Origin of the sequence: Paenibacillus sp. FSL R10-2199 (assembly GCF_038000235.1) — a bacterium.
GTDB classification, from domain to species: Bacteria; Bacillota; Bacilli; order Paenibacillales; family Paenibacillaceae; genus Paenibacillus_AQ; species Paenibacillus_AQ phytohabitans.
Genome location: NZ_JBBOBO010000001.1, coordinates 2077237 through 2102874, shown reverse-complemented (window position 1 = coordinate 2102874; position 25638 = coordinate 2077237). Strand labels below are relative to the sequence as shown.

General features: G+C 51.4%; 15 protein-coding genes and 3 rRNA genes. 3 read left to right on the top strand and 15 right to left on the bottom strand.

The window, feature by feature from the left end; all coding sequences use genetic code 11:
• On the top strand, positions 1–1425 hold the full coding sequence (locus NYE33_RS09355; protein ID WP_231575226.1) for a sensor histidine kinase: 1425 nt from the start codon (positions 1–3) through the stop codon (positions 1423–1425).
• A 46-nt stretch (positions 1426–1471) separates the two neighbouring features.
• On the opposite strand, the gene NYE33_RS09350 is transcribed toward NYE33_RS09355, so the two are convergent.
• The 11 genes from NYE33_RS09350 to NYE33_RS09300 form a co-directional block, all read right to left on the bottom strand.
• On the bottom strand, positions 1472–1927 hold the full coding sequence (locus tag NYE33_RS09350; protein WP_076248810.1) for an OsmC family protein: 456 nt from the start codon (positions 1925–1927) through the stop codon (positions 1472–1474).
• 91 nt (positions 1928–2018) lie between these two features.
• Positions 2019–2705, bottom strand: a complete 687-nt coding sequence (locus NYE33_RS09345) for a metallophosphoesterase family protein (RefSeq protein ID WP_341065548.1) — start codon at positions 2703–2705, stop codon at positions 2019–2021.
• 133 nt (positions 2706–2838) lie between these two features.
• Positions 2839–3636 (bottom strand): dihydrodipicolinate synthase family protein, encoded by a 798-nt coding sequence (locus NYE33_RS09340; protein WP_042139900.1) that lies wholly within the window; start codon positions 3634–3636, stop codon positions 2839–2841.
• A gap of 32 nt (positions 3637–3668) precedes the next feature.
• Positions 3669–4376 (bottom strand): type 1 glutamine amidotransferase, encoded by a 708-nt coding sequence (locus tag NYE33_RS09335; RefSeq protein ID WP_341065546.1) that lies wholly within the window; start codon positions 4374–4376, stop codon positions 3669–3671.
• A 211-nt stretch (positions 4377–4587) separates the two neighbouring features.
• Entirely contained in the window at positions 4588–5670 is a 1083-nt protein-coding gene (locus NYE33_RS09330) for a hypothetical protein (protein ID WP_052422101.1), read from the bottom strand.
• Between the two features lie 58 nt (positions 5671–5728).
• Positions 5729–6997: a sensor histidine kinase gene (locus NYE33_RS09325; RefSeq protein WP_341065544.1), complete on the bottom strand. Its 1269-nt coding sequence runs from the start codon at positions 6995–6997 to the stop codon at positions 5729–5731.
• A 104-nt stretch (positions 6998–7101) separates the two neighbouring features.
• Positions 7102–7761 carry a response regulator transcription factor gene (locus NYE33_RS09320; protein ID WP_171720202.1) on the bottom strand — a complete coding sequence of 220 codons (660 nt, stop codon included), beginning with the start codon at positions 7759–7761 and terminating at the stop codon, positions 7102–7104.
• 182 nt (positions 7762–7943) lie between these two features.
• Positions 7944–8060, bottom strand: a 5S ribosomal RNA gene (gene rrf, locus NYE33_RS09315).
• A 127-nt stretch (positions 8061–8187) separates the two neighbouring features.
• Positions 8188–11118 (bottom strand): 23S ribosomal RNA (locus NYE33_RS09310).
• A gap of 301 nt (positions 11119–11419) precedes the next feature.
• Positions 11420–12977 (bottom strand): 16S ribosomal RNA (locus NYE33_RS09305).
• The 16S, 23S and 5S rRNA genes sit together here, the layout of an rRNA operon.
• Before the next feature lie 489 nt (positions 12978–13466).
• The gene (locus tag NYE33_RS09300) at positions 13467–14348 is read right to left on the bottom strand and encodes a hypothetical protein (RefSeq protein WP_341065541.1); all 882 of its coding nucleotides are present in this window, start codon (positions 14346–14348) and stop codon (positions 13467–13469) included.
• Between the two features lie 53 nt (positions 14349–14401).
• Between NYE33_RS09300 and NYE33_RS09295 the strand changes: the two genes are divergently transcribed.
• A complete protein-coding gene (locus tag NYE33_RS09295; protein ID WP_341065540.1) occupies positions 14402–14539 on the top strand; it encodes a hypothetical protein in 138 nt (45 codons plus the stop codon).
• A 29-nt stretch (positions 14540–14568) separates the two neighbouring features.
• Positions 14569–14823, top strand: coding sequence for a cupin domain-containing protein (locus NYE33_RS09290; protein WP_341065538.1), 255 nt, complete (start codon positions 14569–14571; stop codon positions 14821–14823).
• Between the two features lie 90 nt (positions 14824–14913).
• Here the strand turns inward: NYE33_RS09290 and NYE33_RS09285 are convergent, their stop codons facing one another.
• From NYE33_RS09285 to NYE33_RS09270, 4 genes are all read right to left on the bottom strand, one after another.
• Positions 14914–22296: a DUF5695 domain-containing protein gene (locus tag NYE33_RS09285; protein WP_341065537.1), complete on the bottom strand. Its 7383-nt coding sequence runs from the start codon at positions 22294–22296 to the stop codon at positions 14914–14916.
• 51 nt (positions 22297–22347) lie between these two features.
• Positions 22348–23217, bottom strand: a complete 870-nt coding sequence (locus NYE33_RS09280; RefSeq protein ID WP_336101583.1) for a carbohydrate ABC transporter permease — start codon at positions 23215–23217, stop codon at positions 22348–22350.
• Entirely contained in the window at positions 23214–24152 is a 939-nt protein-coding gene (locus tag NYE33_RS09275; protein WP_231575227.1) for a carbohydrate ABC transporter permease, read from the bottom strand. The genes NYE33_RS09280 and NYE33_RS09275 overlap by 4 nt, the downstream gene beginning before the upstream one ends.
• A gap of 73 nt (positions 24153–24225) precedes the next feature.
• Positions 24226–25635 carry an ABC transporter substrate-binding protein gene (locus tag NYE33_RS09270; RefSeq protein WP_042139909.1) on the bottom strand — a complete coding sequence of 470 codons (1410 nt, stop codon included), beginning with the start codon at positions 25633–25635 and terminating at the stop codon, positions 24226–24228.
• Between the last annotated feature and the right edge of the window lie 3 nt (positions 25636–25638).

Genomic DNA, 25638 nt, shown 5'->3' with positions numbered 1-25638 from the left:
TTGCTAAAGGGAATCAGGTCCAGGCTTATCGTCTATATTACCCTTATGCTGCTCCTGATCGTCCTGCTGCTGGAGGGAGTTTTTATTGCTGCCGTCCACTACTACTATCTGGGCAGCGCGATGGAAACTTTGAATTCCCGGGCCGCTACTTCAGCGACTTTTTTCAACAAGTATCTGGAGGGTTATACCCTGAGTGAACGGGCACGTTATATTCTGGAGAATCTCTCTCCTGAAGAGAGCAGTAAGGTGGAAGTGCTGAGTCCGGCCGGGAACGTCATTATTAATTCCTTCGGCTTCTCAAGTCAGGAGAAGGTGAATACCCCTGATGTGAGAGCAGCGCTGACCAGCGGCAAAGGAAGCTTCCAGAGTCTTAAGCCGTTACAGGGTGAGCGGATTATAGCCGTCTCGATTGCACTTAAGGAATCCGGAAGTACGATTGGCGTGCTGCGTTACTCTGTTTCTGCGGAGCCTTTATATGCCGTTATTATGAGAATTGTGCTGAATGCAGCCGTAGTCGGCGTGCTTGTAATTGGATTCGGGTTCGTGATGAGTCTGCTGATCGCCAAAAGAATCGTGGGTCCGATCCAGCAGCTGACCGGGGTTGCGAAGGAAATGGCCACCGGCAATTTCACCGTACGGGCGGCCAAACCATATGATGATGAGGTCGGTACGCTCGCGGTTACACTGAATTATATGTCCGAGGAAATTCTCAAAAGCGAGAAGATCAAATATGATTTCATCTCCTCTGTCACTCATGAGCTGCGCACTCCGCTTACTTCGATCAAAGGCTGGGGCGAAACGCTGCTGGTAGGTGATTTATCGGATAAACAAGAGACCCTGCAAGGTCTTGAGGTCATGACCGGGGAGACCGACAGGCTCATCGGACTGGTCGAGGATCTGCTGGACTTCTCCAAATTCCAGGCTGGTGAGATCAAGATCGTACGCCAGCCTTATGATCTCAGGGGACTGCTTGAGGATCTGCTGCTGCAGTTCAGATACCGGGGGCAGACGAAAGAGATCCGCCTCTATGCCGAGCTTCCTGATCAGCCCCTGCCGGTAGACGGTGATTTCAACCGCCTGAAGCAGGTTTTTGTCAATTTGCTGGACAACGCCTTCAAATTCACTCCTGCCCAGGGAGCCATCCGCCTTACAGCAGTGTTACACGGGGAGCTCATCATCACCACCGTAGCCGACAACGGCGAAGGCATCGAGGCCGCAGACCTGGCACAGCTCGGCACCAAATTCTTCAAAGGACGGTCCCGCCAGTCCGGAAGCGGCCTGGGCCTGGCCATCTGCAAGGAGATCATAGAGCTGCATGACGGGCGGCTGCGGATCGAAAGTGAATTCACCAAGGGTACCTCCGTGATTGTGGAGCTGCCGCTTTACCGGCTGGAGCAGCATCTTCCTCCGCCGGTGTATCTGTGAGCTTGGACCTCCCCGTGCGCAGGAATGCTGGCCGGATATTCGGCCTTCATTTTCCTGCCACGGCTATCTCAATAACCGGCTGTGTCTCCATCGAGACATTCCCTGCCACAGCTCTGGAGATCATACAGGACTCCTCTGCCATATGTGCCAGCCGCTCTGCCTTCTTCAGCTGGGACGCTGTCGCATCTGCCTGGAGCACCACCCGCGGCTTGTGTACGATCCGTTCGTACGTAAATACATTATTCGTGACATCTACCGTCGCCTCTGACTCCAGTGTCAGTTCCTGTGGTACAATATCTGAACGCTCGAGCATCGCTGCCAGTGTAATCAAATAACAGGTCGAGGCTGCCCCCAGCAGCATCTCATCAGGATTCGTTCCGGTTCCCGGACCGCCCATCTCCTGCGGAATCGAGATTACCGTGCGGAGTCCGCCTGCTTCGATATGCCCCTCACTGTTTCGTCCGCCGTTCCATACTGCCTTCAGGTGAAAAGGATGCTTCATCTCCCTCAATCCTCTCTTGTTCATTTCGGATACTTATACATTCTTCTCAAGCACTCCCGCCCCGCCGTAGCAGGCCCTGTACAGCTTTGGTCTAAATGCGTCCAATCCGCCGGTTCTCCAGCCGTTGGTCTGCCTGTTTGTATACATGGTAGATCATCTCGGTCAGATTCACGATTCCAAGAGACCTTTCTTCCAGCACAGCGTAGGTGTTGGACCCCATATCACAATTCATACGGGCACCGTCAAAATATATCCGTTCCACCGGCGTATGCCCATGAATCACCGGCCTGCCGTTCGTTAATGTAAGCAGCTCTTCCCGCGGCTGCCGGTAGAACTCATATTCCGTCATCCACAGAATATCCCGGCTCTGCTGCTCCAGAGGCTCCACTGTACAAAGTCCGGCATGTGTATACACATATTCTTCATCTGCATAATACAGGGGCAAGGAGTAAGCCCATTCCATATGCGCCTGCCGCTCCTTCTGATCGGAAAAAGCACGGGCAAAGCTCTCAAGCGTGTCATGCCCGCCATGGCTCAGCCAGAGCTTGTCACCGTTTTTGATGTAATCGCCCATCATTTCTTCATGATTGCCGATGAGCGCGTGAACCTGGCCGGGATGCCGGTCCGTGAGTTCTTTAATATATTTTACTACACCTGCTGAATCTTTCCCCCGGTTAATCATATCCCCGCCAAAGACCAACTGATCCCGTTTCAAGTCAGCCCCGGCATGCCTGAGCAGGAGCTCTAACCCCTCTTTGTCGCCATGGATATCTGTCATGAAGAATTTGCGCATGATACCCCTACTTTCTGCTGAATCCAGTCTACCTCATTAACAGATATAATGCATGGGTCAGAGCTATTCCCCAACACAATAAGTAAGGAGATTAATATTTATATAGCTTAATGATTAATTAGATGAGCGGAGCACGGCAGACTCCCGCATTAATCCCCAGGCTGTTATAGTGCTGTTTGATGTTAATAATCGCATGCCCGCTTATGACCCGTGATACCAGATCCTCGACCGGCTTAGCGTCAACCTTTTTATGCTGAAGCAGCTGTTCGACGGTATGTTTAATTTCCTGCGGATATATATTACCAGCCACACTTGAGAGACCCTTACATCCGCCTGTGACGAAATTGTCCACCAGCTTGACATCTCCTGCAGCAAACATGATGAAATAATCCGGGTAAGTTAGCGGCAGATGACGCTGCAAATCACCTGTTTCTTTATAGCCAACGATGTTGGGGTACCGGTTAATTAACGAATGAAGCGAGTCTGGAGTCAAATCGAACCCGGTCCGGCCGGGATTATTGTACAGGGCCACCTGCTTGGTCGTCTGGCTAAGCAGCTCTTCCACATAAGCAACTGCCTGCTCCTGCGTGGGCCGGATATACGGAGGGAAACCGATCAGAATTACATCGATTACGGAGGTCTCCAGCGCCTTCACCAGACGTACCGCATCCCGTGTTCTTATAGCGGAAGCCCCGAAGACAAGCTCAATATCCTGAAAGCGCTGCTGGTCAAAATATTCAATGATCTGCAGTCTCTCCTCTATGCTCATGGAATGCTGCTCACCGGTACTTCCTGAGACAAGCAGTGATTCTATACCGTTCCGCTTCTGATACTCTACAATGGCCTTAAATCCGTCAACATTTAAGCTTTCATCCTCCCGGAAAGGAGTCGGTATAGCGACATTTAAATTTTTCATCGTATATTCCTTTCTATGGCGAGCCAGGGCAGCTAGGATCTGGACAGGAATTTGTCTTCCATTGCATCGAGGAGCGTGAACATCAGTTCATTGGATGCTTTTACTTTCTCAAGCTGATCCACCATCTCAGACTGCGTTTGAACATACTCCTCCCGCTTCAGCTGCTCGGCACAGTTACCGATGATTTTCCGGATGCTGGGGTCATTAACCTCCAGATGAAACTGCAGGCCGGCTACATAATCCTCATATTCAAAACACTGATGGGTACAGCCCAAGCTGAACGCCAGCCTCTTGGCTCCGGCGGGTAAGCTGAAGGTATCTCCATGCCAGTGAAACGGTACAAACTGCTCCGGGAACGCTTTGAAGAAGGTAGACGTTTTGGCCTCCCCGGTCAATCTCACAGGGAACCAGCCGATCTCGTTCCACTTGTTTTTATAGACTTCACCGCCGATTTGTTCGGCAATCAGCTGGGCTCCCAGACAGATTCCAAGCGTCAGCTTGCGCGAGCGGATGGCTGCGTCAATAAAGGATTTCTCCCCCTTCAGCCAGGGGATCATTTCCTCATCATAGACTCCCATCGGTCCGCCCATGATTACGAGCATATCAAACTCATCAATAGATGGCAGAGCCTGTGCTTCATACATTAAGGTTGTTGTAAGCACATGCCCTCTATTCCCGGCCCAGACTGCAATTTCCTCCGGCGCTTCAAAAGGGACATGCTGCAGGCAATGAATTCTCATCTCTCCACCTCATTCAATAAATTTTCAATGACCTACACTCACACCATCTTCCTCTAATGTAAGTATGTTCTGCGTTGCCTGGAGGAGTCCTCCCTTAATAATAAACAATCCTATGTTTTTTCCTGCTCCAAAGCACAAAAAAATTCCTGATGAATCAAGGGCTGCTTGATCATCAGGACTGTCTTTCCTGTAGCAAAAGGATGGCTTTCTTTTATTTTTCTTTTACGGCAGGTTCATAAATCAGACAGCGCAGCATCTTACTCGGATAGCGGAACTCCGCATTATATTTGCTGCCGTCTTCCAATAACACATCCACTGCTACCATCCCGCGTTTGTTGTTCACCTCAGTATCGGTCAGATAAGCTTTGACTATCTTTCTTTTCTCTCCCTGCTTGTCCTTCACGACCTGAGTAGCTTTATTGATCCAGCTGTTATCCTTGAGGATGGCAGCTGCGGCAGCTGCGTCGATAGGCGTTCTTTTCAACGCCCCATTAATGGCTGTCGTATCCACTGCAATCCCGGTCTCCGGATCGATCTGCACATCATATTCCCAGAATTCCTGGCCTTGTCCGCGCAAGGTAGATGACTTGTACGGAGCGAAGTGAACCCTCCAGGTTGAACGAAAGCCATATTCCTGTTCAGGTAGAGCAACATAGGTGTTTAGCTTGGACACATCAGCATCATACAGCCTGCGCACACTTTCAGCCGCCAGCGACTCTACTTCAGACTTGCTATACTTCTGCGGAAGGGGAGGCGCAGTCACATATCGTTTGGATAATACATAATTCAAGCGGGAGTACCAGTCGATCAGTTGCAGATGCTCTTCATCGGTCCAAGTCTTCTCTGGATAGTGGTACGTATTGGTATTCATATCCAGATACAAAGCACCCTGACCCGGCGCTAGGGGCATTGGCTTCTGGGGCCGTATGCCATCATATACATACTGATCTTGCAGAACCAGATGGCGTTTCATTTCCGAATCGGTCATTTCCCGGCCTGAAACATTGGGATCACCCGGCTTCTCTATATAATCATAGATCTGCTGGATTTGCACCTCTGTCATCTGCTTAAGCAGATCATCATTCACGGTAGATACCGGCGCCGGTGCTTCCACCTTCAGTACAGGAACCGTACTTCCTGTCAGATTAAGCTGGCTATTGCCCTGCGTTGCCGTACTGTTCTTAGCGACGACTGCAGAGTTCACCAGGCTGGGGACGAGAAACGCACTGGCTGCGAATACACCTCCAGAGACTAAGATGACAGCCATCGTAGCCGACCATTTCTTTGTGTTCAATTGTATTACCTCCATCGGATTAAGATACTAACTCTGTCTATACCTTAATCCCGGGATGTTATAGAGTAGAGGGGCAGTTGTTATGGAGTTGTAAAAAGAGGCGGATGCTGGTCCCTTGTCCAAGGACAGAATGCAGCTCAACCCTGGCCTCATGCGCCTCGGCAATCTGCCGGCACAAGGACAGGCCGAGGCCAGCATTGCCGTAGGTCCGCGAACGTGCCGGGTCTGCGCGGTAGAACGGCTCGAACGCACGCTTACTCTGCTCTTCCGTCATGCCGGCTCCGCTGTCTTGCACTTCCAGCACCCCTTCACCGTTCTGCTGAAAAGCCAGCAGGCGGATGATGCTGCCTGGCCGGGAGGCAGGAATGGCATTCTCAATCAGATTTACCAGAAAGGATGCCAGAAGATCCGCATCTCCCCACACGGCGGGAATAGAGCTGTCCATCTGCAGCAGTAATCCGTGCTCTGCTGCCTTCTGCAGCTCGGTCTGCGCTACCTCCTGGAACAGGGCTGCCACATTCACCTCTGCCTGCACCAGTGGCTGATGCCGCAGAACGGACAAATCAAGCAGCTTGAAGGCCAGATTCTTGAGCCGGACAGTCTCAGTTAAAATATAGTGACCGGCCTTGACCTGATCTTCCTGGCCAATATTCGCCGAGGTGAGAAGTTCAGCAAATCCCTGCATACTGGTCAGCGGCGTCCGCAGTTCATGGGCAAGATTATCAACCATCCGCTGTTTATCCTCAGCCATGCCTGCAAGGTCTGTCATCCGCTGCTCCACCACAGCAGCCATCCGGTTAAAGTTGAAGGCCAGCTCCCCGAATTCATCCCTGCTGTTCAGCTCCACACGGTTAGAATAGTTTCCTTCGGCAATCGTTTTGGTCGTCTCGGACAGCAGCTTGAGGGGCCTCGTCAGGTGCCGGATCAGAAGGTAGAGCAGCAGCACCAGCAATGGACCGACGATCCAGTTAATCATTACGAAAAAGCGGTTAAGCTCCTGCTGCTGGGCATACAGCCCGCTGATGTCGCGCTTGTAAGTCAGCTCCAGATGCTGATAAGGAGCAGGGAGCGGCATAGCCAGCGTCATCACATGCTCATCCTGCACAGCGCTCTTCCCTGCCTGATTGGGGTAGATAAGCTGTCCGTCCTCCCGCAACTCCAGTCCTATTCCCTGTTTGCGGTAGTGTTCCCCATACGACTTAGCCACACTGACCATCAGTGCAGGGGTGAGGGTTAGGCCACGTGTCCGGATCGAATCCAGATTCTCGTATATATTGTTGGTGATGAGCAGCTGTTCACTGGCCGCACGCCTGGTTTCGCTATCCATATTCAGCTGCCAGCTTTTTTTCATCACCATTATCACACTTACATCAAGAGCGGCTATGAAGAGAACCAGGACGGCGAGCAGAATCTTATGCCAGAACCGCATGGCTAGACCTGAACTTCCAGGCGGTAGCCCAGCTTGAATACAGTTTTGATCCGTTCTTCCCAGCCGAGCTTTTTGCGCAGCTGGCGGATATGAACATCCACGGTGCGGGTGTCTCCGGCAAAGTCATAACCCCAGGCCAGCTCCAGCAGCTTTTCTCTCGAAAGGGCGATATTCCGGTTACGTATCAGTACTTCGAGCAGCTCAAATTCTCTGGTGGTCAAATCAACCGGCTGCTGATCTACCCGGACCTGCCGTTCCGGAAACCTGACTTCCACCGCATCGCAAATAAAAGCAGGGGCAGCCTGTTCATTCCTGCGCAGCACAACGTTAATCCGGGCCAGCAGCTCCAGAATTTCAAACGGTTTGATTATATAATCCTCCGCACCCAGCTCGAAGCCTCTGATGCGGTCGGAGAGTGCATTTTTGGCCGTAATCAGAATGACCGGAATCCGCAAAGGAGCGATCTGCTGCATCACTTCAAACCCGTCGAGACCGGGAAGCATCACATCGAGCAGGATAAGATCCGTCCGCTCCTGTTCCAGCATTCCTCCAACCTCTGAGCCGGTATACACTTTGGAATACGTGTGTCCAACCAGCTTAAGATTCATGGTTATCAAATCGCTGATCGGCTGTTCATCTTCAACTACTAATATATGAGCCATCTACTAAATATCCTCCTGATTCCTGTAGTAGCAAAATGTTCCGTTAACTATTTAACCTTTATCATATCAGATTTCAGAGTGTACATGACATTTCACAGTGTACTTATGGATTCTATGGTTATACAAGTGGCGCCAAACGCAACAAAAAAGCCATTGTCGATTACTCAACAATGGCTTCATGTGCTTGGCGGCGTCCTACTCTCCCAGGACCCTTCGGTCCAAGTACCATCGGCGCTGGAGGGCTTAACGGTCGTGTTCGGGATGGGTACGCGTGGAACCCCTCCGCTATCGCCACCAAACATGCGTCTGTGAAACAGACGCTGCCGCTTGAAATTCGGTTCATCACGGATGTGTGAATGAAATTTCATGGCGTACAGGCTTGATCACCTGAAAACTGAATCCGAAACGAATCTGCGTATTAAAAATTTGGATAAGCCCTCGACCGATTAGTATTGGTCAGCTCCATGCATTGCTGCACTTCCACCTCCAACCTATCTACCTCGTCGTCTTCAAGGGGTCTTACTAGTTGGGAAATCTCATCTTGAGGGGGGCTTCACGCTTAGATGCTTTCAGCGCTTATCCCGTCCGTACGTAGCTACTCAGCCATGCTCCTGGCGGAACAACTGATGCACCAGCGGTACGTCCATCCCGGTCCTCTCGTACTAAGGACAGCTCCTCTCAAATTTCCTGCGCCCACGACAGATAGGGACCGAACTGTCTCACGACGTTCTGAACCCAGCTCGCGTACCGCTTTAATGGGCGAACAGCCCAACCCTTGGGACCTACTTCAGCCCCAGGATGCGATGAGCCGACATCGAGGTGCCAAACCTCCCCGTCGATGTGGACTCTTGGGGGAGATAAGCCTGTTATCCCCAGGGTAGCTTTTATCCGTTGAGCGATGGCCCTTCCATGCGGTACCACCGGATCACTAAGTCCGACTTTCGTCCCTGCTCGACTTGTAGGTCTCGCAGTCAAGCTCCCTTATGCCTTTGCACTCTGCGAATGATTTCCAACCATTCTGAGGGAACCTTTGAACGCCTCCGTTACTCTTTAGGAGGCGACCGCCCCAGTCAAACTGCCCGCCTGACACGGTCCCCGTACCCGATTAGGGCACTAGGTTAGAACCTAGATACGATCAGGGTGGTATCCCAACGGCGCCTCCGCAGAAGCTTGCGCTCCTGCCTCAACGGCTCCCACCTATCCTGTACAGATCGTACCCAAATTCAATATCAAGCTGCAGTAAAGCTCCATGGGGTCTTTCCGTCTTGTCGCGGGTAACCTGCATCTTCACAGGTATTAAAATTTCACCGGATCTCTCGTTGAGACAGCGCCCAAGTCGTTACGCCATTCGTGCGGGTCAGAATTTACCTGACAAGGAATTTCGCTACCTTAGGACCGTTATAGTTACGGCCGCCGTTTACTGGGGCTTCGGTTCACAGCTTCGGGTTTAACCCCTAACCACTCCCCTTAACCTTCCAGCACCGGGCAGGCGTCAGCCCGTATACTTCGCCTTGCGGCTTCGCACAGACCTGTGTTTTTGCTAAACAGTCGCTTGGGCCTTTTCACTGCGGCCCCCTCGGGCTATTCACCCTACCGAGGCACCTCTTCTCCCGAAGTTACGAGGTCATTTTGCCGAGTTCCTTAACGAGAGTTCTTCCGCGCGCCTTAGAATTCTCTTCTCGCCTACCTGTGTCGGTTTGCGGTACGGGCACCTTCTCCTGGCTAGAGGCTTTTCTTGGCAGTGTGAGATCATGACCTTCGCTACTACAATTTTCGCTCCCCATCACAGCCCAGCCTTAGTGATGTGCGGATTTGCCTACACATCAGCCTCACTGCTTAGACGGACATATCCATCAGTCCGCGTCACTACCCTCCTGCGTCACCCCATCGCTCATAGCGGATTACGGTGGTACAGTAATTTCAAACTGTTGTCCTTCGACTACGCCTTTCGGCCTCGCCTTAGGTCCCGACTTACCCTGAGCGGACGAGCCTTCCTCAGGAAACCTTGGGCTTTCGGCGGATCAGATTCTCACTGATCTTTTCGTTACTCATACCGGCATTCTCACTTGTATGCTGTCCAGCGCTCCTTACGGTACACCTTCAACCTGCATACAACGCTCCCCTACCCCAGATACAAAGTATCTAGCCATAGCTTCGGTGGTGTGTTTAGCCCCGTTACATTTTCGGCGCAGAGTCACTCGACCAGTGAGCTATTACGCACTCTTTCAATGGTGGCTGCTTCTAAGCCAACATCCTGGTTGTCTGTGCAACTCCACATCCTTTCCCACTTAACACACACTTGGGGACCTTAGCTGATGGTCTGGGCTGTTTCCCTTTTGACAATGGATCTTAGCACTCACTGTCTGACTCCCGGCAAGAAGTTAATGGCATTCGGAGTTTGACTGAGCTTGGTAACCCTTGCGGGCCCCGCACCCAATCAGTGCTCTACCTCCACCACTCCATTCACCGAGGCTAGCCCTAAAGCTATTTCGGGGAGAACCAGCTATCTCCGAGTTCGATTGGAATTTCTCCGCTACCCCCACCTCATCCCCGCATTTTTCAACATGCGTGGGTTCGGGCCTCCAGTGCGTGTTACCGCACCTTCACCCTGGACAGGGGTAGATCACACGGTTTCGGGTCTACGTCCACATACTCATTCGCCCTATTCAGACTCGCTTTCGCTGCGGCTCCGGCTTCTCACCTTAACCTTGCATGTTAAACGTAACTCGCCGGTTCATTCTACAAAAGGCACGCCATCACCCATAGATCGGGCTCTGACTTTTTGTAAGCACACGGTTTCAGGTTCTATTTCACTCCCCTTCCGGGGTGCTTTTCACCTTTCCCTCACGGTACTGTTTCACTATCGGTCGCCAGGTAGTATTTAGCCTTAGCAGATGGTCCTGCTGGATTCATACGGGGTTTCACGTGCCCCGCACTACTCGGGATCCGTCTCGGAGAGAACACAGTTTAGGCTACAGGGCTTTTACCTCTATCGCGGGCCTTTCCAGACCTCTTCGCCTACCATATTCCTTTGTAACTCCATGTGAGACGTCCCACAACCCCAAGAGGCAAGCCCCTTGGTTTAGGCTGTTCCGCGTTCGCTCGCCGCTACTGACGGAATCACTATTGTTTTCTCTTCCTCAGGGTACTTAGATGTTTCAGTTCCCCTGGTCTGCCTCTGCGTATCCTATGTATTCAGATACGAGTAACTGCGAATTACCACAGCTGGGTTTCCCCATTCGGACACCCCCGGATCAAAGCTTGCTTACAGCTCCCCGAGGCAGTTTCGTTGTTCGCCACGTCCTTCGTCGGCTCCTGGCGCCTAGGCATCCTCCGTGTGCTCTTATTAGCTTAACCAATGCGTTTTCCGTTAGGAAAATCGCTGTAGCAACTAATAACTATTTCAACTTGCTTACACAAGTTTCAGCTAAAAGATGTTCTAAAACGCAAATTCGTTTCGGTATCCAGTTTTCAAGGATCAAGGTGCTGAAATTTCGGGACAATCACGACTGTGATGTTCGAAAATTCAGACAGTGTAAAGATGAGAGCTTAAACTCTCAAAACTGACCAACGAGTGAGTGTTTGAACCCTAAGGTTCGTTTTGGAAGCTTACGCTTCCGATTTGAATGTCACCGTTGCAGGTGACGATTCTCCATAGAAAGGAGGTGATCCAGCCGCACCTTCCGATACGGCTACCTTGTTACGACTTCACCCCAATCATCTACCCCACCTTCGGCGGCTGGCTCCCTTGCGGGTTACCCCACCGACTTCGGGTGTTGTAAACTCTCGTGGTGTGACGGGCGGTGTGTACAAGACCCGGGAACGTATTCACCGCGGCATGCTGATCCGCGATTACTAGCAATTCCGACTTCATGCAGGCGAGTTGCAGCCTGCAATCCGAACTGAGACCGGCTTTGCTGGGATTGGCTCCACCTCGCGGTTTCGCTTCCCGTTGTACCGGCCATTGTAGTACGTGTGTAGCCCAGGTCATAAGGGGCATGATGATTTGACGTCATCCCCACCTTCCTCCGGTTTGTCACCGGCAGTCACTCTAGAGTGCCCAGCTTCACCTGCTGGCAACTAAAGTCAAGGGTTGCGCTCGTTGCGGGACTTAACCCAACATCTCACGACACGAGCTGACGACAACCATGCACCACCTGTCTCCAATGCTCCGAAGAGGGGCACTATCTCTAATGCTTTCATCGGGATGTCAAGACCTGGTAAGGTTCTTCGCGTTGCTTCGAATTAAACCACATACTCCACTGCTTGTGCGGGTCCCCGTCAATTCCTTTGAGTTTCAGTCTTGCGACCGTACTCCCCAGGCGGAGTGCTTACTGTGTTAACTTCGGCACCAAGGGTATCGAAACCCCTAACACCTAGCACTCATCGTTTACGGCGTGGACTACCAGGGTATCTAATCCTGTTTGCTCCCCACGCTTTCGCGCCTCAGCGTCAGTTACAGCCCAGAAAGTCGCCTTCGCCACTGGTGTTCCTCCACATATCTACGCATTTCACCGCTACACGTGGAATTCCACTTTCCTCTTCTGTACTCAAGTCACCCAGTTTCCAGTGCGACCCCAGGTTGAGCCCAAGGTTTAAACACCAGACTTAAATGACCGCCTGCGCGCGCTTTACGCCCAATAATTCCGGACAACGCTTGCCCCCTACGTATTACCGCGGCTGCTGGCACGTAGTTAGCCGGGGCTTTCTTCTCAGGTACCGTCACTCCGGTAGCAGTTACTCTACCGGACGTTCTTCCCTGGCAACAGAGCTTTACGATCCGAAAACCTTCATCACTCACGCGGCATTGCTCCGTCAGGCTTTCGCCCATTGCGGAAGATTCCCTACTGCTGCCTCCCGTAGGAGTCTGGGCCGTGTCTCAGTCCCAGTGTGGCCGTTCACCCTCTCAGGTCGGCTACGCATCGTCGCCTTGGTGAGCCGTTACCCCACCAACTAGCTAATGCGCCGCAGGCCCATCCCCAAGTGGCAGATTGCTCCGCCTTTCATTCTCTCTTCAGGAGAGGAAAGAAATTATCCGGTATTAGCTACCGTTTCCGGTAGTTATCCCAGTCTTGAGGGCAGGTTGCCTACGTGTTACTCACCCGTCCGCCGCTAAGTAAGAATGGAAGCAAGCTTCCATTCTTACTCCGCTCGACTTGCATGTATTAGGCATGCCGCCAGCGTTCGTCCTGAGCCAGGATCAAACTCTCCAAATTGTATTTAGAAAGAGCGATTGCTCATTTTGAAACATCTGACGAGAATTTTCATTCTCACGATGAGATTTCCAAAGCGTACAAGACGCTGTGAAACTCATCATTTTTGGAAGTCACTTTCGTGATTTCCGATACTCACTCGTTGTTCAGTTTTCAAAGATCAAGCTCGTTGTCAGCGCCGCTTACCGCGTCACCAGCAACTCTTATAATATATCATATCCAGCCGTTCAATGCAAGCTCTTTTTTCAACTTCTTTTCGAGCTCGGCGTTGATGTTTCGCGGCCAGAAATAGAATATATCATGTATAGATATTCATTGCAAGCATTATTTTAAAACTAGCATAGCAGATTTCTTCTTATAGCTGCTTCTTTTTCTTTGCCTCAATATAATCTCTGTATTTATCATGTAGCTGAGAATTCCGCATGATCGATTCTCCAGTGTGCTTGTCTATTATATCGGCTTCAAACTTTAAACCTTTGTAACGGGGCTCTTCTATAAACTCAACTTCTGCTGGAGTAGCACCACTAGATCTTCAGCTGTATCCCAGACGAGGGGACGGATTTCTTGCAGGTGTACCCAAAGTTTATCAGCATCCTCGCTCTTAACAGTCCAAACCACCGGGACGTTCAAACCAAGCGCATATCCCGCTGCAAAATACACCGCAGGGGACTGACCGGTTACATCGGCGATAATCAGCTTGCTGTCCGCTATAGGCTTCAAAGAATATTCTTCGCCTTCCTGTGCAAGCACGCGGGGTAGATAGCCATACTGCTCGATCTTAGGCAGCAGCTTATCCAGCCACTCCGTGCGTAATTCCTCCTCATTCGGCAGAAGAACGACGCATTGCTTTATTTTTCCACCTCCGGTGATTGCAGCGGCTTCGCCCCATCCCTGCGCGGTAAGCTTAAAGGTCATACCTTCCCTTATCAGCAACTCCTCACTTCTCAGCTTATCGATGATATAGACCAGTTCTTGCAGATTGGGAGAGTAGGTCAGGTTATAGCTGCTGGAAAGGGGTTGAATGACAACCGGCTCCCCCGGACCCTCGGAATGTCTATACAGATATTGCAGCAGTCGGTTTCCTTTATCTTCAAGGGTCACAGGAATAGCCGGAGAATTCAGAATAGAATCCAAGTCCCCAGCACTTAGAGTGACCCTCTCACCACAATCTGTCTTCTCCCGGATATACGCCGATACCAAATGAAGCATTTCACGTTTCTGTTGTTGTGAGAACGAAAGTATGGATTCATAGCTGTCTCTCAGCAGGTTATAGAACCCCCCGGGTGAACAGGAGCAGTCTGCATACCCGTCGTAATCGCCTTCAGCTGTAATCGGGACAATCTGATCGCAGAACAAGCAGTGTTTTTTAAGCATGACAATTTACCACCTCTTATGAATAGCTATCATCCTACCTTACCAAGATTGTTATGAAAAGTAGACAAGCAGATGTTTCCTTAAATGGAATAGTCCCTTCCCTGCCCAGCCGGATTTGCTCCCATAAGCAGCTTTCCAAGCTGAATCCCGCCGTTACCACGCTGGAGAATATCGCCCAGGCCCAGAAGTAGAACATCTCAGTTCCACCAAAAACGTACGGATGTCGATTGTAGAGTTTCCTCCCGGTGTCATGATCGGGGATGCCCCTCATACGCATGAAGGACAGGAAGTACATGTGGTCATTAGAGGAAGAATATACGCCGAACAAGGGGAGGACGGAGCTGAGTTTGCTGAGGGTAATTCCTTTAGCTGGAACGCCTGTACACCTCACTTAGTCAAAAATATTGGCGAGGAGACAGCAATCGTGCTGATCTCCATCTATACAGAGAATGAGAATGATCAGGAGCTTATATGAGTTAAAAGCCCGCTCCCAAGCCAGTTAGGCCACGGGTGCGGGCTTTTGCCAATCAACAAGATGTAAATCAAGGCCGCTTACTTAACTATATTACTGCTGTAAAAAAATCTTATACAGAACCTGAGCAGCTTCTGCTCTGGTTGTCGTCCCGCCAGGACTCAGGCTTTCATTCCCCCGCCCGTTGACGAAGCCCCTCTTAACCATTGCAGCCATATCGCCCGCTGCGTACTTTGCTACATTAGAGCCATCTGTAAATTTCTTGAGATCCTCAGCTGTACCGGCCTGCAGGGTTCTGCCTGCTGCCCGCAAGGCCCGCATGGTCAGCACAGCCATATCCTGTCTTGTAATTTCCGTGTCCGGCTGGAAGCTGCCGTTCGAGCCCAATGCGATTCCAAGCACTTTGGCGATTCCAATTTCATTATAATAGCGGTCTGTACGCTCAACATCACTGAAGTTTGTGCTATATTCCGCAGTAAGCTCCAGTGTCCTTACCAGCCAGGCCAGATACTCACTTCTTGTAATCTTGTTGCCGGGATTGAAGGTTGCCTCAGATATTCCTTCAATGAAGCCTTTGGACGCCATCGTTTCAACCGCTGCCGCATACCACGAATCCTTGATTACATCATTGAAGCTCTTCCTGGTATACACAATTGCATATTCACCGGCATTTGCCGCTGTAAATACCATGACCTGCCCGGCAGCATCGTATTCAGCATTGTCGATCTGAACAAGCTTGCCGTTTGCATCAATATACGATACAGCTAAATATTTGGCGTTTGCCAATTCTTCAGCACCTGAAGCATATGGCAGTCTGATCTCTGCCGGTGCATTCAGGTTATTGGCTGCTACTGCCACCCCATCCATTTGGACAGCCCATTCAATAACAGGTCTGCTGCCAATCATGGCTTTTGCCGCTGGATCAAGCTTGGAAGCATCCGCCCGGCTAAGTGTCAGTTCCACACCCTGGGCGCCCGCTCCTATACTCTCCAGCATATTGGAGGGCACTATAATTGTGCCGATTTCCGTAGCAACTTCTATCCTGATATTTCCTATAGCAGAGGCTAGTGCAGCTGCGGGAAGCTCAACCACATAGGCACTTGCTCCCTCTGCTTCCGGTATTACCACTCTAACCGTCTTAACATTCCTGCTGTCTGCTTGCGCATGCTCCAGCGCCTTATTAATATCATCCTGCCGGATTGTGGCCGCTTTGGCTATACCGGATGCCGGATCCGCCGTTGGTGCCTCAACCTTAATCAAATGTCCTTCGACTTTGATGGTTACAGGAGTCGGCGAAGGTGTCTTGACCGGTGCTGCAGCATCCGCTGGTGCAGATGTAGGCGCCGGTTTTGGCGTTGGTGTAGAGGTTGGCAATGGGGTTGGATCCGGCGTTGCAGTCGGTCCAGGGTCTACAGCAGGATTGCTGATGACGACTGTAAGGGATGGACTCGCATAATGAGTTGCCGTTTCCTTCATTCTCACTTCGTAGGTTCCGCTGCCAAGACCTGTAACCTCTTCACCTATGATGGCCATCCAGCTGCCAGCGTCTCCTCCCTCCTGCCGGTATTCCATCGCCGGATTCACACCGGTGATCTTGCCGTCCTTAGCGCCGCTTGCACTGACATCCACACCTTTGACCTCTGTCCCGTCCGGTGGATTCTGTTCCTGCTTGGTTCCGTCAGGAACTACGATCAGGATCACAGAGCTTGGATTGCTGGTATCCGTCCCGGCGTACCGGAGTTCATAACTCCCGGCCTCCAGACCTTCAATGCTGGTTCCACTGACCGGGATGAATAGTCCGCCATCCACCCTGCGGTATTCCATATCGGCAGTCACATGGTCAATCTTCCCGTCGTTTCCGCCTGCCGCTGCAGGCGGCGTAATCACCAGGCCATCTGCTGATGGGGCATCTCTGTCTTCCTTGGCCTCATTGCGGATGTCCACAATTACCGGCGGGCTTGCTTGCAGCCCTTCTGCCGCCGCGTACCGGATCTGATAGCTGCCCGGCTCCAGATCACCGATACTTGTACCGGTAACAGGCACATAGTTCTCATCGCCAAGCTTCCGGTATTCCATGGTGCCGTTTACGCCCTCGATGATCCCCTTTGCTCCGTTATCCGAATTGGCGTGCGTGATCACCCACCCTCTTGAATCCGGTGCGTCCTGTTCCTGTATCTGCCCTTCCGGAATGATAACTTCCTTATCCAGGCTGGCACTCAGCGAACCTGTCTCCATATACCGGACATAATATTTGCCGGCGGTGAGGCCCGTAATCTCGGTTCCAGTGATTGCAGTATATTCTCCTGCGCCTTCCTTCTTATACTCCATTTCTGTGGTCACACCAGTCAGCTTGCCGTCATCTCCATGGAGAATAGATGGTGCAACCCCTGCGGGAGTTACCGGTGCAGGGCGATCAGGATTGGATGCGGCCTGTATAACCTCCCATTCCCACAGGCCAACGCCGTTATCTCCTGCCGCGGATTGCTTGGTCAGGGTAACCCGCAGTGCCTTAACCTCCAGTACGGAATCAAACGTATACGGGTTCGAGGATTCCCCCGGAGTATGGTCAACCACCTTGATGCCACCGGTTACCGTACCGGCTGTCACCCATTCATTGGTGACACTATCAAGCGGGATATAGGAATACACAACCTTAGTAGGCGGCATGATCCCGCCCGCATCAGACCACAGCACCAGGTTGGAGCTTTGGATGGCAGCACCCTGCGGCCATTCATATTGCACCCATTCCTCTGCACCTTCGTGGCCCCATGTTCCCCAGTGCGGGATGCTGCCGCTATCTTTCTTCCCGTCATTTACCGCAGCCAGACTCTCCCACGGTGAGGTGTAACTGGAAGAAGGATTCGCCAAGAAAGCCATATTGCCATCACGCGGACTGAGCAGACGCAGATCGGCCAGCAGTTTCTCAAGTGCCTGGGAAATTTCCCCGGCTGTGGCATTCATATTCTTGATCACAGCGGAAGCTTCCGCCTTCGCTGCATCAACCGGCGCAAGACCCGGATCTATAAAGTTTGAAGCATTTAATGTATTTACATAGTTATATACCTTAACCAGCTCTGACTTATCTGCCGCCCCTGTGTATCCGTATACCTTCCATTCCAGAATACCGGAGCCATTAACAGAAGGCTTCATGTCGATGCGGACCCCTGTAATATAGCCAGGCTCAAAGGTGGTTGTATTGTATTTATTAAGCTCGTTGCCAAGTCCCTTCAAGCCCCTCGGGGTATACCATTTCCCGTTCTCATCGCGAAGCATTAACTGCATATCCTTCGGACGGAAGTTTCCGCCGCCGTCCTGGAACACATAGACATCCATGGAAGAGGCCAGGAATGGCTGATCCCATTCATACGTCACCCATGCCGGATCTCCTTCTCTTCCCCAGTTATGCCATGCGCTGTTCACGGCACCGCGGTTCGGTGAGAAATCTGCCGAGCTCTTAGGGTCAATGCCGTTATTCATCGCTTCCGGATACCCGTCGCCGCCGGAGAAGCTGGCAGAGGCTTTGGCTGTCGGCGCCGCATTCTGCAGCCCTGTATTCACGACATATACGGTGACCCGTACCTCCAGCTCACTGCCTTGGACTGTACCCTTCGCTTCGAACTGGCCTGTACCCGCATAGCTGCCCGGATCAATTGCCTCCCAGGCAATTTCCCTCTCACTATATCCGTCCCCGGACAGAATATTCACCTGTCCGGGAAGTACCGGGGCGGTATCCTTCCTGGTCACTACACTGAGTGCACGGTAGGCATCAACGGTATCTTCCTTAATCTCAATCGTTACATCCTTGCTGGCTGACTTGTCTCCGTCTGCCGCAGTGAAGGTAAACACATACGTGCCTGCCTTGCTTACACGGGCATAAGCCACTGCTTTGTCGCCGCCTACAAAGGAAATGTCCGCTGTCCCATCCGGCTGTTGCTTAACAGCCCATGTATACGTCAGCTTGGACTCAGCTTCCGCACTGTGTACCGGATCTGGAGTTGCCGCGCCGGACAACACCACAATACTGTTATTGGCAACATCCTGGGCCGCAGTCACCTGGCCAATAGCCGGAGGCTGTTTCTCCGGCGGTGCAGCCAGCTCGAAGGTCACTTGGCCGGAACCGCTCTTCTGCCCGTCACTCACACTAAGCTTAACCGTATACGAGCCTTCTTTGGAACCGGTAGCCTGTGTAATGCTTGCCTTCGGATGATTGAAGCTCAGCTTGCCGCCTTCAGGCGTGCTGACGACTTCCCATGTGTAGGTCAGTTTCCCTTCCGGCGCGCCGTCATCGGTCACAATCCCGTTCAGCATAAATGGAATCAGTGCCTGCGGAGTTTGCGTCGCCAGCTCTGCAGTCATCTGCGGAGCTGCATTTTCGCCACCGGCTGACTTTTCAATGGTCAATTCAGCACTCGCCGCCCTGTCCATCTGGAACATCGCCACGCCTTTATTGCTCTTCACATAGAACTGCCCGGCAGCTGCGCCATTCAGCTTGAGGTTATAATAGCCATTCTCCATTCCTGATCCGTCGAACGTAATCCGCGAAGCATGCTCCTTTTCAGTAGGATTCAGGAGCTGCAGCGTAAATCCCTTGCCGTCTTTTTGAATTTGTGCACGTTCAATTTTATCGCTTTCCAGAGCCAGATAGATGTTCTCGTCGATCAGATTGATCCGCTTACCGAAACCGTCCTTAGGCGTAATGTGGTAGCTGACGCCATCGTCAGTGACCTGAGCGCCATATCCGAACAGTCCGAATACCGGATCTGTCACAATATCGGAGCTGATGCTTAGCAAAGAGCCATAGAGGCCTTCCTCAGATTCACCGGAAAAATCATTCCAGCCGTTATGCATGACGCGCGAGCCGCCATCGTATACGTCCTTGGTGCCGGTGCCTCCTTTATACATCGAATATCTCCAGGAGGTGCTGCCAACAGAATCCGCCGTGATTTGCCCCATGTTGACGGCATTGAAGTTCGAAAGCTTCGCCGCATAGTTGCGCTGCTGCGCAATCGCGGTCTGCTCCACGGACCTGCCGTCATCCTCATAGCGGAGCCAGTCATCCATAATGTATCCGGCTAATGACGCCGTATATTGGAAATTCCACCAGCCTTCGCCGCCGCGGAAGACCGGCACAGAGTAATGGAACCAGGTAGGCTGAATACCGCGCATGGCACGGGTTTTCCAGTCGGCCATTTCCATACTTGCCTCAGCTGCTTCTGCACGCCCGTCCGCAGGGTAGTAGGTACGCAGCGCCTTAGCTGCAGCATAGGCCCCTTCCTCGCCGGTATTATCATATTCAAATTCCGACCCGTAAGGATAATTGGCGTAAGTCATATTCCGTCCCTTATCGAGGGCAAACTTCTTCTGCAGATTGGCTGACTCGGCCGGCATTCCTTCTTCTTTCAGGGCTTCAATGATATCCGGAATCTGCTGCTCGCCATAGAAGCCGATGGCTCCAGTGGAAACACGCTTATAATAGATGTTATAAGCCTTCTCCAGATAGAACTGCGGAGATTCCCGGTACTCGATCAGATTGGGATACGCCTTCTGAATCCGGTACATATTGAAGAATCCGGTCGCTTCCATGATCTCGGAGAACGTTCGTGTATAAGGCTTGTCTTTATCGGTGTACGCACCGGAATCCTTCAGCCAGTTCGCAACGATATAACTGTCCTGCGTATTCTTCATGAACCGTTCCCACATGAAGTCAATCAGGTAATTCTCAATGGAGCGGATTTCATCGGGATCCGGAGCAAGGTAGTTCTTCATGGTCATGAAGTTGATGTTATCATGGCTCCAGTCATCTCCCCAGTGGCTTGTGCTCAGGTCAATACCACTTGTAAGATACCAGTCGAAGTAGTTGCCGTAAGTCGCACTTTCCGGGTCCTTGTCCTGTGTTTGCCCGGCCATAAACCCGGAATGGGCTTCCGAAGTGGCATCCAGCTCGGCCAGAACATTGAATTCATACTGGGTGAATTTATCCACCCATTCATTACCGGCCTTCAGCTTATACTCCACACGCACGCTGTTATTGCCGATGGAGCCAAACTGAAGGGAATAGATATGATGCTGTTCGCCATTCACAATCTTGGTCTCCACAAACTGGGACGATTCTGCGTAGCCCGCATTCCCGTCTGGAAGCCCGCGGCCGGTCCGGGAATTATCGACCATATCCTCCCTGCTCTTGCCGGGCTTGATATCCGGGATATGCGCTTCGTCAAACGGGTCATTCTCGTCCACATTCTGAATATCGATCGACTGTACATCAACGATACTGTCATCATAGTGCAGATCCAGCTTCACAGGCATATTGATCGCTGTCTGGAAGCCCGGCACCGCTACGGCATCAATGATGCCTGATTTGTACAGGATGGACCGGAGGTTAGTCTCCCGGTCTTCCATCGAAGTTGAACGGTTATTCGGACTTTGGGCACTTTCCTGCGGCGTGTTGTCGCCGGCCCGTACCGCTGAGAATTTGAACTTATACGTCTTCTCCTGATCAGGTGCCAGCACCAGGCTGGAAGCATCGGTGAAGTATCCGCGGCCGGTTTTCTGGATGTCCTTGGAGTGGATATACAGAACATTCAGCCCCGGATACCAGCCGCCGCTGTCGCCTGTCCAGTTCGCGAATGTATCCGCAGCACGCTGTTCTCCTGCTTCATGCATCCAATAATCTACATACTCGATGCGCGCGCCGCTATCCGGCACCGGGGTGAACAGCATGAAATTCCCTTCCCCGCTGGTGCGGATAGCATAAGAATACCCGCTGTCGGCGCCAGCGAAATTATGCACAGTCACACGGTCATCATAGGTATCTGATAAGGTCTGGTATTTATTATTCCAAGGCATAGGCAAGCCGATATCCCCGAATTCGATATACTGGCTGCTCTTGTTCTTCACGGTAATTTCCCATAGCAATGAACCGTCATCCGTCTCCATATCGAAGACAGACTTCACATCGAAGCCTTTCATCACCCGCTGGGCGGTAGAGTCCAGGTTCTGTCCGATATAATTGACTTCGACCTTTTTCCCGTCTGCTGAAGCCGATTTGTCTATATAGGGGTTATCCGGATTGATCGCCGAATATTGCGTAGATCCCCCGGCGGCCAGTGTTTTATTGGTGTCTACTTCTACGAAGCCATCCCTGTTATCAGGAAATACTTCACTGGCACCGGTACGGTATGAAAAGAGCATTTCACCCATCCACTGGTGCTGGATCCCATTTTGCGGCGATGTAGTGTTAGGCAGCACGAAGTTGATTGGTTCCCCCTGTTTATTGGCAGGGTTATTGTTAATATACAACTCCTCAATTTGTCCCAGATCTCCGACTTTGGCAGACAGGCTGGCATTGGAGATTTCATCCTTTACTGCGCTCACCGAAGCCGAAGGCGAAGCACTAACCTCCAGAGGCAGCGTTTGAAAGACCAGCAGCAGCGCGATCGCCAGCGGCCTCATTTTCTTAGAAATGATGGTCATCATAACCTCCTGTATACATGTCGTATTAACAATCCTTTGTATAAGGGGAACAGACTAATTCTTTAAGCCGGTAAGGGTAATACCCTCTACGAAATACCTTTGACCGATTAAGTAGAAAATGACGCCCGGAGCGAAGGATAAGCAGGTTGCAGCCATCGTTAAAGACCAGTCGCTCTTCAGCTGGCCCCGGAAATTGGTAAGTCCAAGGGCTATCGTATATTTATCGCTTGAATTAATATAAATCATCTGCTGGAGCAGATCATTCCATAGTGTGATGAAGATAAACAACGCGACGACGATCATAGCCGGCTTGATGGCAGGCATGATGATATTGAACAGGATGCGGAAATATCCGGCACCGTCGATGGTTGCTGCTTGATCAAGCTCCCGCGGGATCGACATAATAAACTGGCGGATCAGGAAGATATTGAACGCACCGCCGCCGCAGAAATACGGAAGTATCAAAGGCCAATAACTGTCACTGAAGCCCAGCCCCCGCGTCCAGCCGATATAGAGGGGAATAAGCGTAACCATCGCAGGCAGCAGCATGGACCCCACACATAGTGCCCAGATCAGGTTTTTGCCGCGAAAACGCAGTCTTGCAAAGGCATATCCGCAGAGCGTAGCCGTAAATGTACCTGCCAGACAGGAAGGGACGATAATCACCATCGTATTCCATAGGTACTTCCAGAATTTAAATACCTGCAGGGTCTTCTCATAATTGGAGAACAGCCAGTTGTCCGGGATCAGCGAAGGCGGATATTTGTAGATCTCAGCGTTCGTCATAAGCGATGTGCGGAAAATCCACCAGATCGGGAAGATAGCCAGGATGGCGAAAAGGATGACGACGGCAAAAGTTATAATGTTCAGGGTTCTGTCTCTGCGTTTCCTGCTTCTAAGTCTGCCGTATGCCGCTGTGCTCATTTGTCATCGCCTCCTTCATTGTAGATCCACCGGCCCGAGGTCTTAAACAACACCGTAGTAAAGACAGCCAGTATGGCAAAAATAATCAGGGTCGTTGCGCAGGCATAACCCAGCCTGTAATTTACAAATGCCTGATCATACATCAGATAGGTCAGGAACCGCGAAGAGTTGCCCGGGCCGCCATTCGTTAACGCCAGCGCAGGTGTTACAACTTGAAGGTTGGCGATCAGGCACATCAACAGGTTGTAGAAAATAATCGGTGTCATACACGGAATGGTAATGTGCCGGAAGCGGTGCCATCCGCCCGCACCGTCCATTTCCGCTGCTTCATGGTAGACCACCGGAACGTTCTGCAGCCCCGCCAGAAAGATAACAATCAGGTTCCCCGCCAGCCAGACTGAGATCAGGGAGAGAGAAGGGACGACAAAGCTGGAATCTGCAATAAACAGAATTTTGTTCAGTCCCAGCTCAGAGAGGACATAGTTAAAGAATCCGAAATTCCCCTCGTACAGCCAAGACCATCCTACGTAAATCGCTGCAGCCGGCAGCACATAAGGCACATAGAACACAGCTCTGAAAAATCCCCTCGCCGGAATTTTCCGGTTCAGCAGCAGCGCAATAAACAGGGAATAAATCATGCTTCCGGTTACAGATAGCGCTGCAAAATAGATCGTCGAGATAATCGAGTCTTTAATGTAAGGATCGGTGGTGAAAATTTTGATGTAATTGTCCAAGCCAATGAACACAGGGCTCTTGAGTCCGGTCCAATTCGTCAAGCTGATGCCCAGCACACCGACAAGCGGCAAATACGTCAGGAAGATTAATCCCAGAAAAGCAGGAATCAAACAGATATAAGCAACACGCGCCTCGGCTGAAAAAATCCGGGAACGCCGCTTCTGCAGTGGATTAATGGTTTTCATCTTAATGGTTTCCATACCTTGCTCCCCACCTCATGGTTAGGGGGATAACCACCGCTTCCAGAATACCGGCGGTTATCCCCCTGCCCTATTATTGATTGCCTGTATGAGCCGCCTTCAAAGCCTCCAGATTCTTGGAGATCGCATCCTTGGCCGTTGTCTTACCGGTCCAGACATCTCCCAGTATTGATCCGAGCAGCGTATTAAAGTCCGTTGTATAGTTCGTATAGAACCATGCAGCAGGTCGCGCGGCAGGAGACTGCGCATAATCGACAACGGCTGACTTATATTCGTCATACGGAGGGAAGTTTGGATTCTCTACCCATTTGCGGGTAAGTGCTTCATCCTTATACCATTTATCCAGCGTTGGCATCCAAATACCTGAAGAGATGAGTTCCCAGTTGTTTTCTTCGGAGTTGTACCATTTCAGCCATTCCATCGCTTCTTTGGGATGTTTGGTTTGGGAGAATACCACATTGGCACCGCCTGTGCTGATGGTGATTTTATCCTTCATATATGGCAGTACAGCTACGCCATAGTTCAGTCCTTCTTCTTTTGCCGTATTCAGGCTGGTTCCTACATTCCATTGTCCATTAGTTGCCATAGCAACAGTACCGGCAATAATCGTGCGCTGGATTCCATCATCGGTCTGTCCGACGGACAACGGGGCAACATGATCCTTCAGGTACAGATCAGCTACCCGCTGAATAGCTTCAATGCTTGCATCCTCCCCGACCTTAACCTCTGTACCATCTTCGGAGTAGAAGCCCCCGCCATTACTGAGTGTCCAGGCTTCCAGCTGCCACGGAAGATTCTCCACAGAAGCCCCAAACTGGACGATGCTCTGTGCATTGAAGCCATCCTCACCGGGATGCTTGCCGTTCTTATCATTCGTCAGCTTCTTCGCGGCATCTACGAATTGATCCCATGTCCAGGCCTGATCCAGTGCAGATGGAGGATACGGTACGTTCGCTTTATCGAACATGTCTTTATTATAGTAGAGCAGGAGAATTTCATTGGCCGCCGCATAGGCTACGGGCTTGCCCTGATATTTGTAGGCCAGGCTGTCCAGCGGCTTGCTGTCGCTTCCCTCGTACATGGCACTTACATCATTCAGCATCCCTTCAGAGGACCATTGAATGACTCCGTCTTCCTTCAGCATCCCTGTATCCGGCAGCTGTCCGGCTGTTGCAAGCGTATTCAATTTCGTCATGTAGTTCTCCCAGGGAATCGCCTGCACCTCCACTTCAATTTTATCCTGGGAAGCATTGAACCGGTCTGCCACCGCCTGGGTTGTATTCCCTTCAGCTGCGCTGCCCCACATAGAGTAAATAATTTTGACCTTTTCGGCAGATGCTTCAGGTGCTTTGGTAGCTTCTGATCCGGGTGACGATGTGCTTGTGTTATTGTCTGTATTAGCCTCATTGCCCCCGCATCCAGCTGCACCTACTAATAGTGCAGTCAGGATAAGACCTGCCCCTAGTTTCCTTCCTGTTCTCATAGC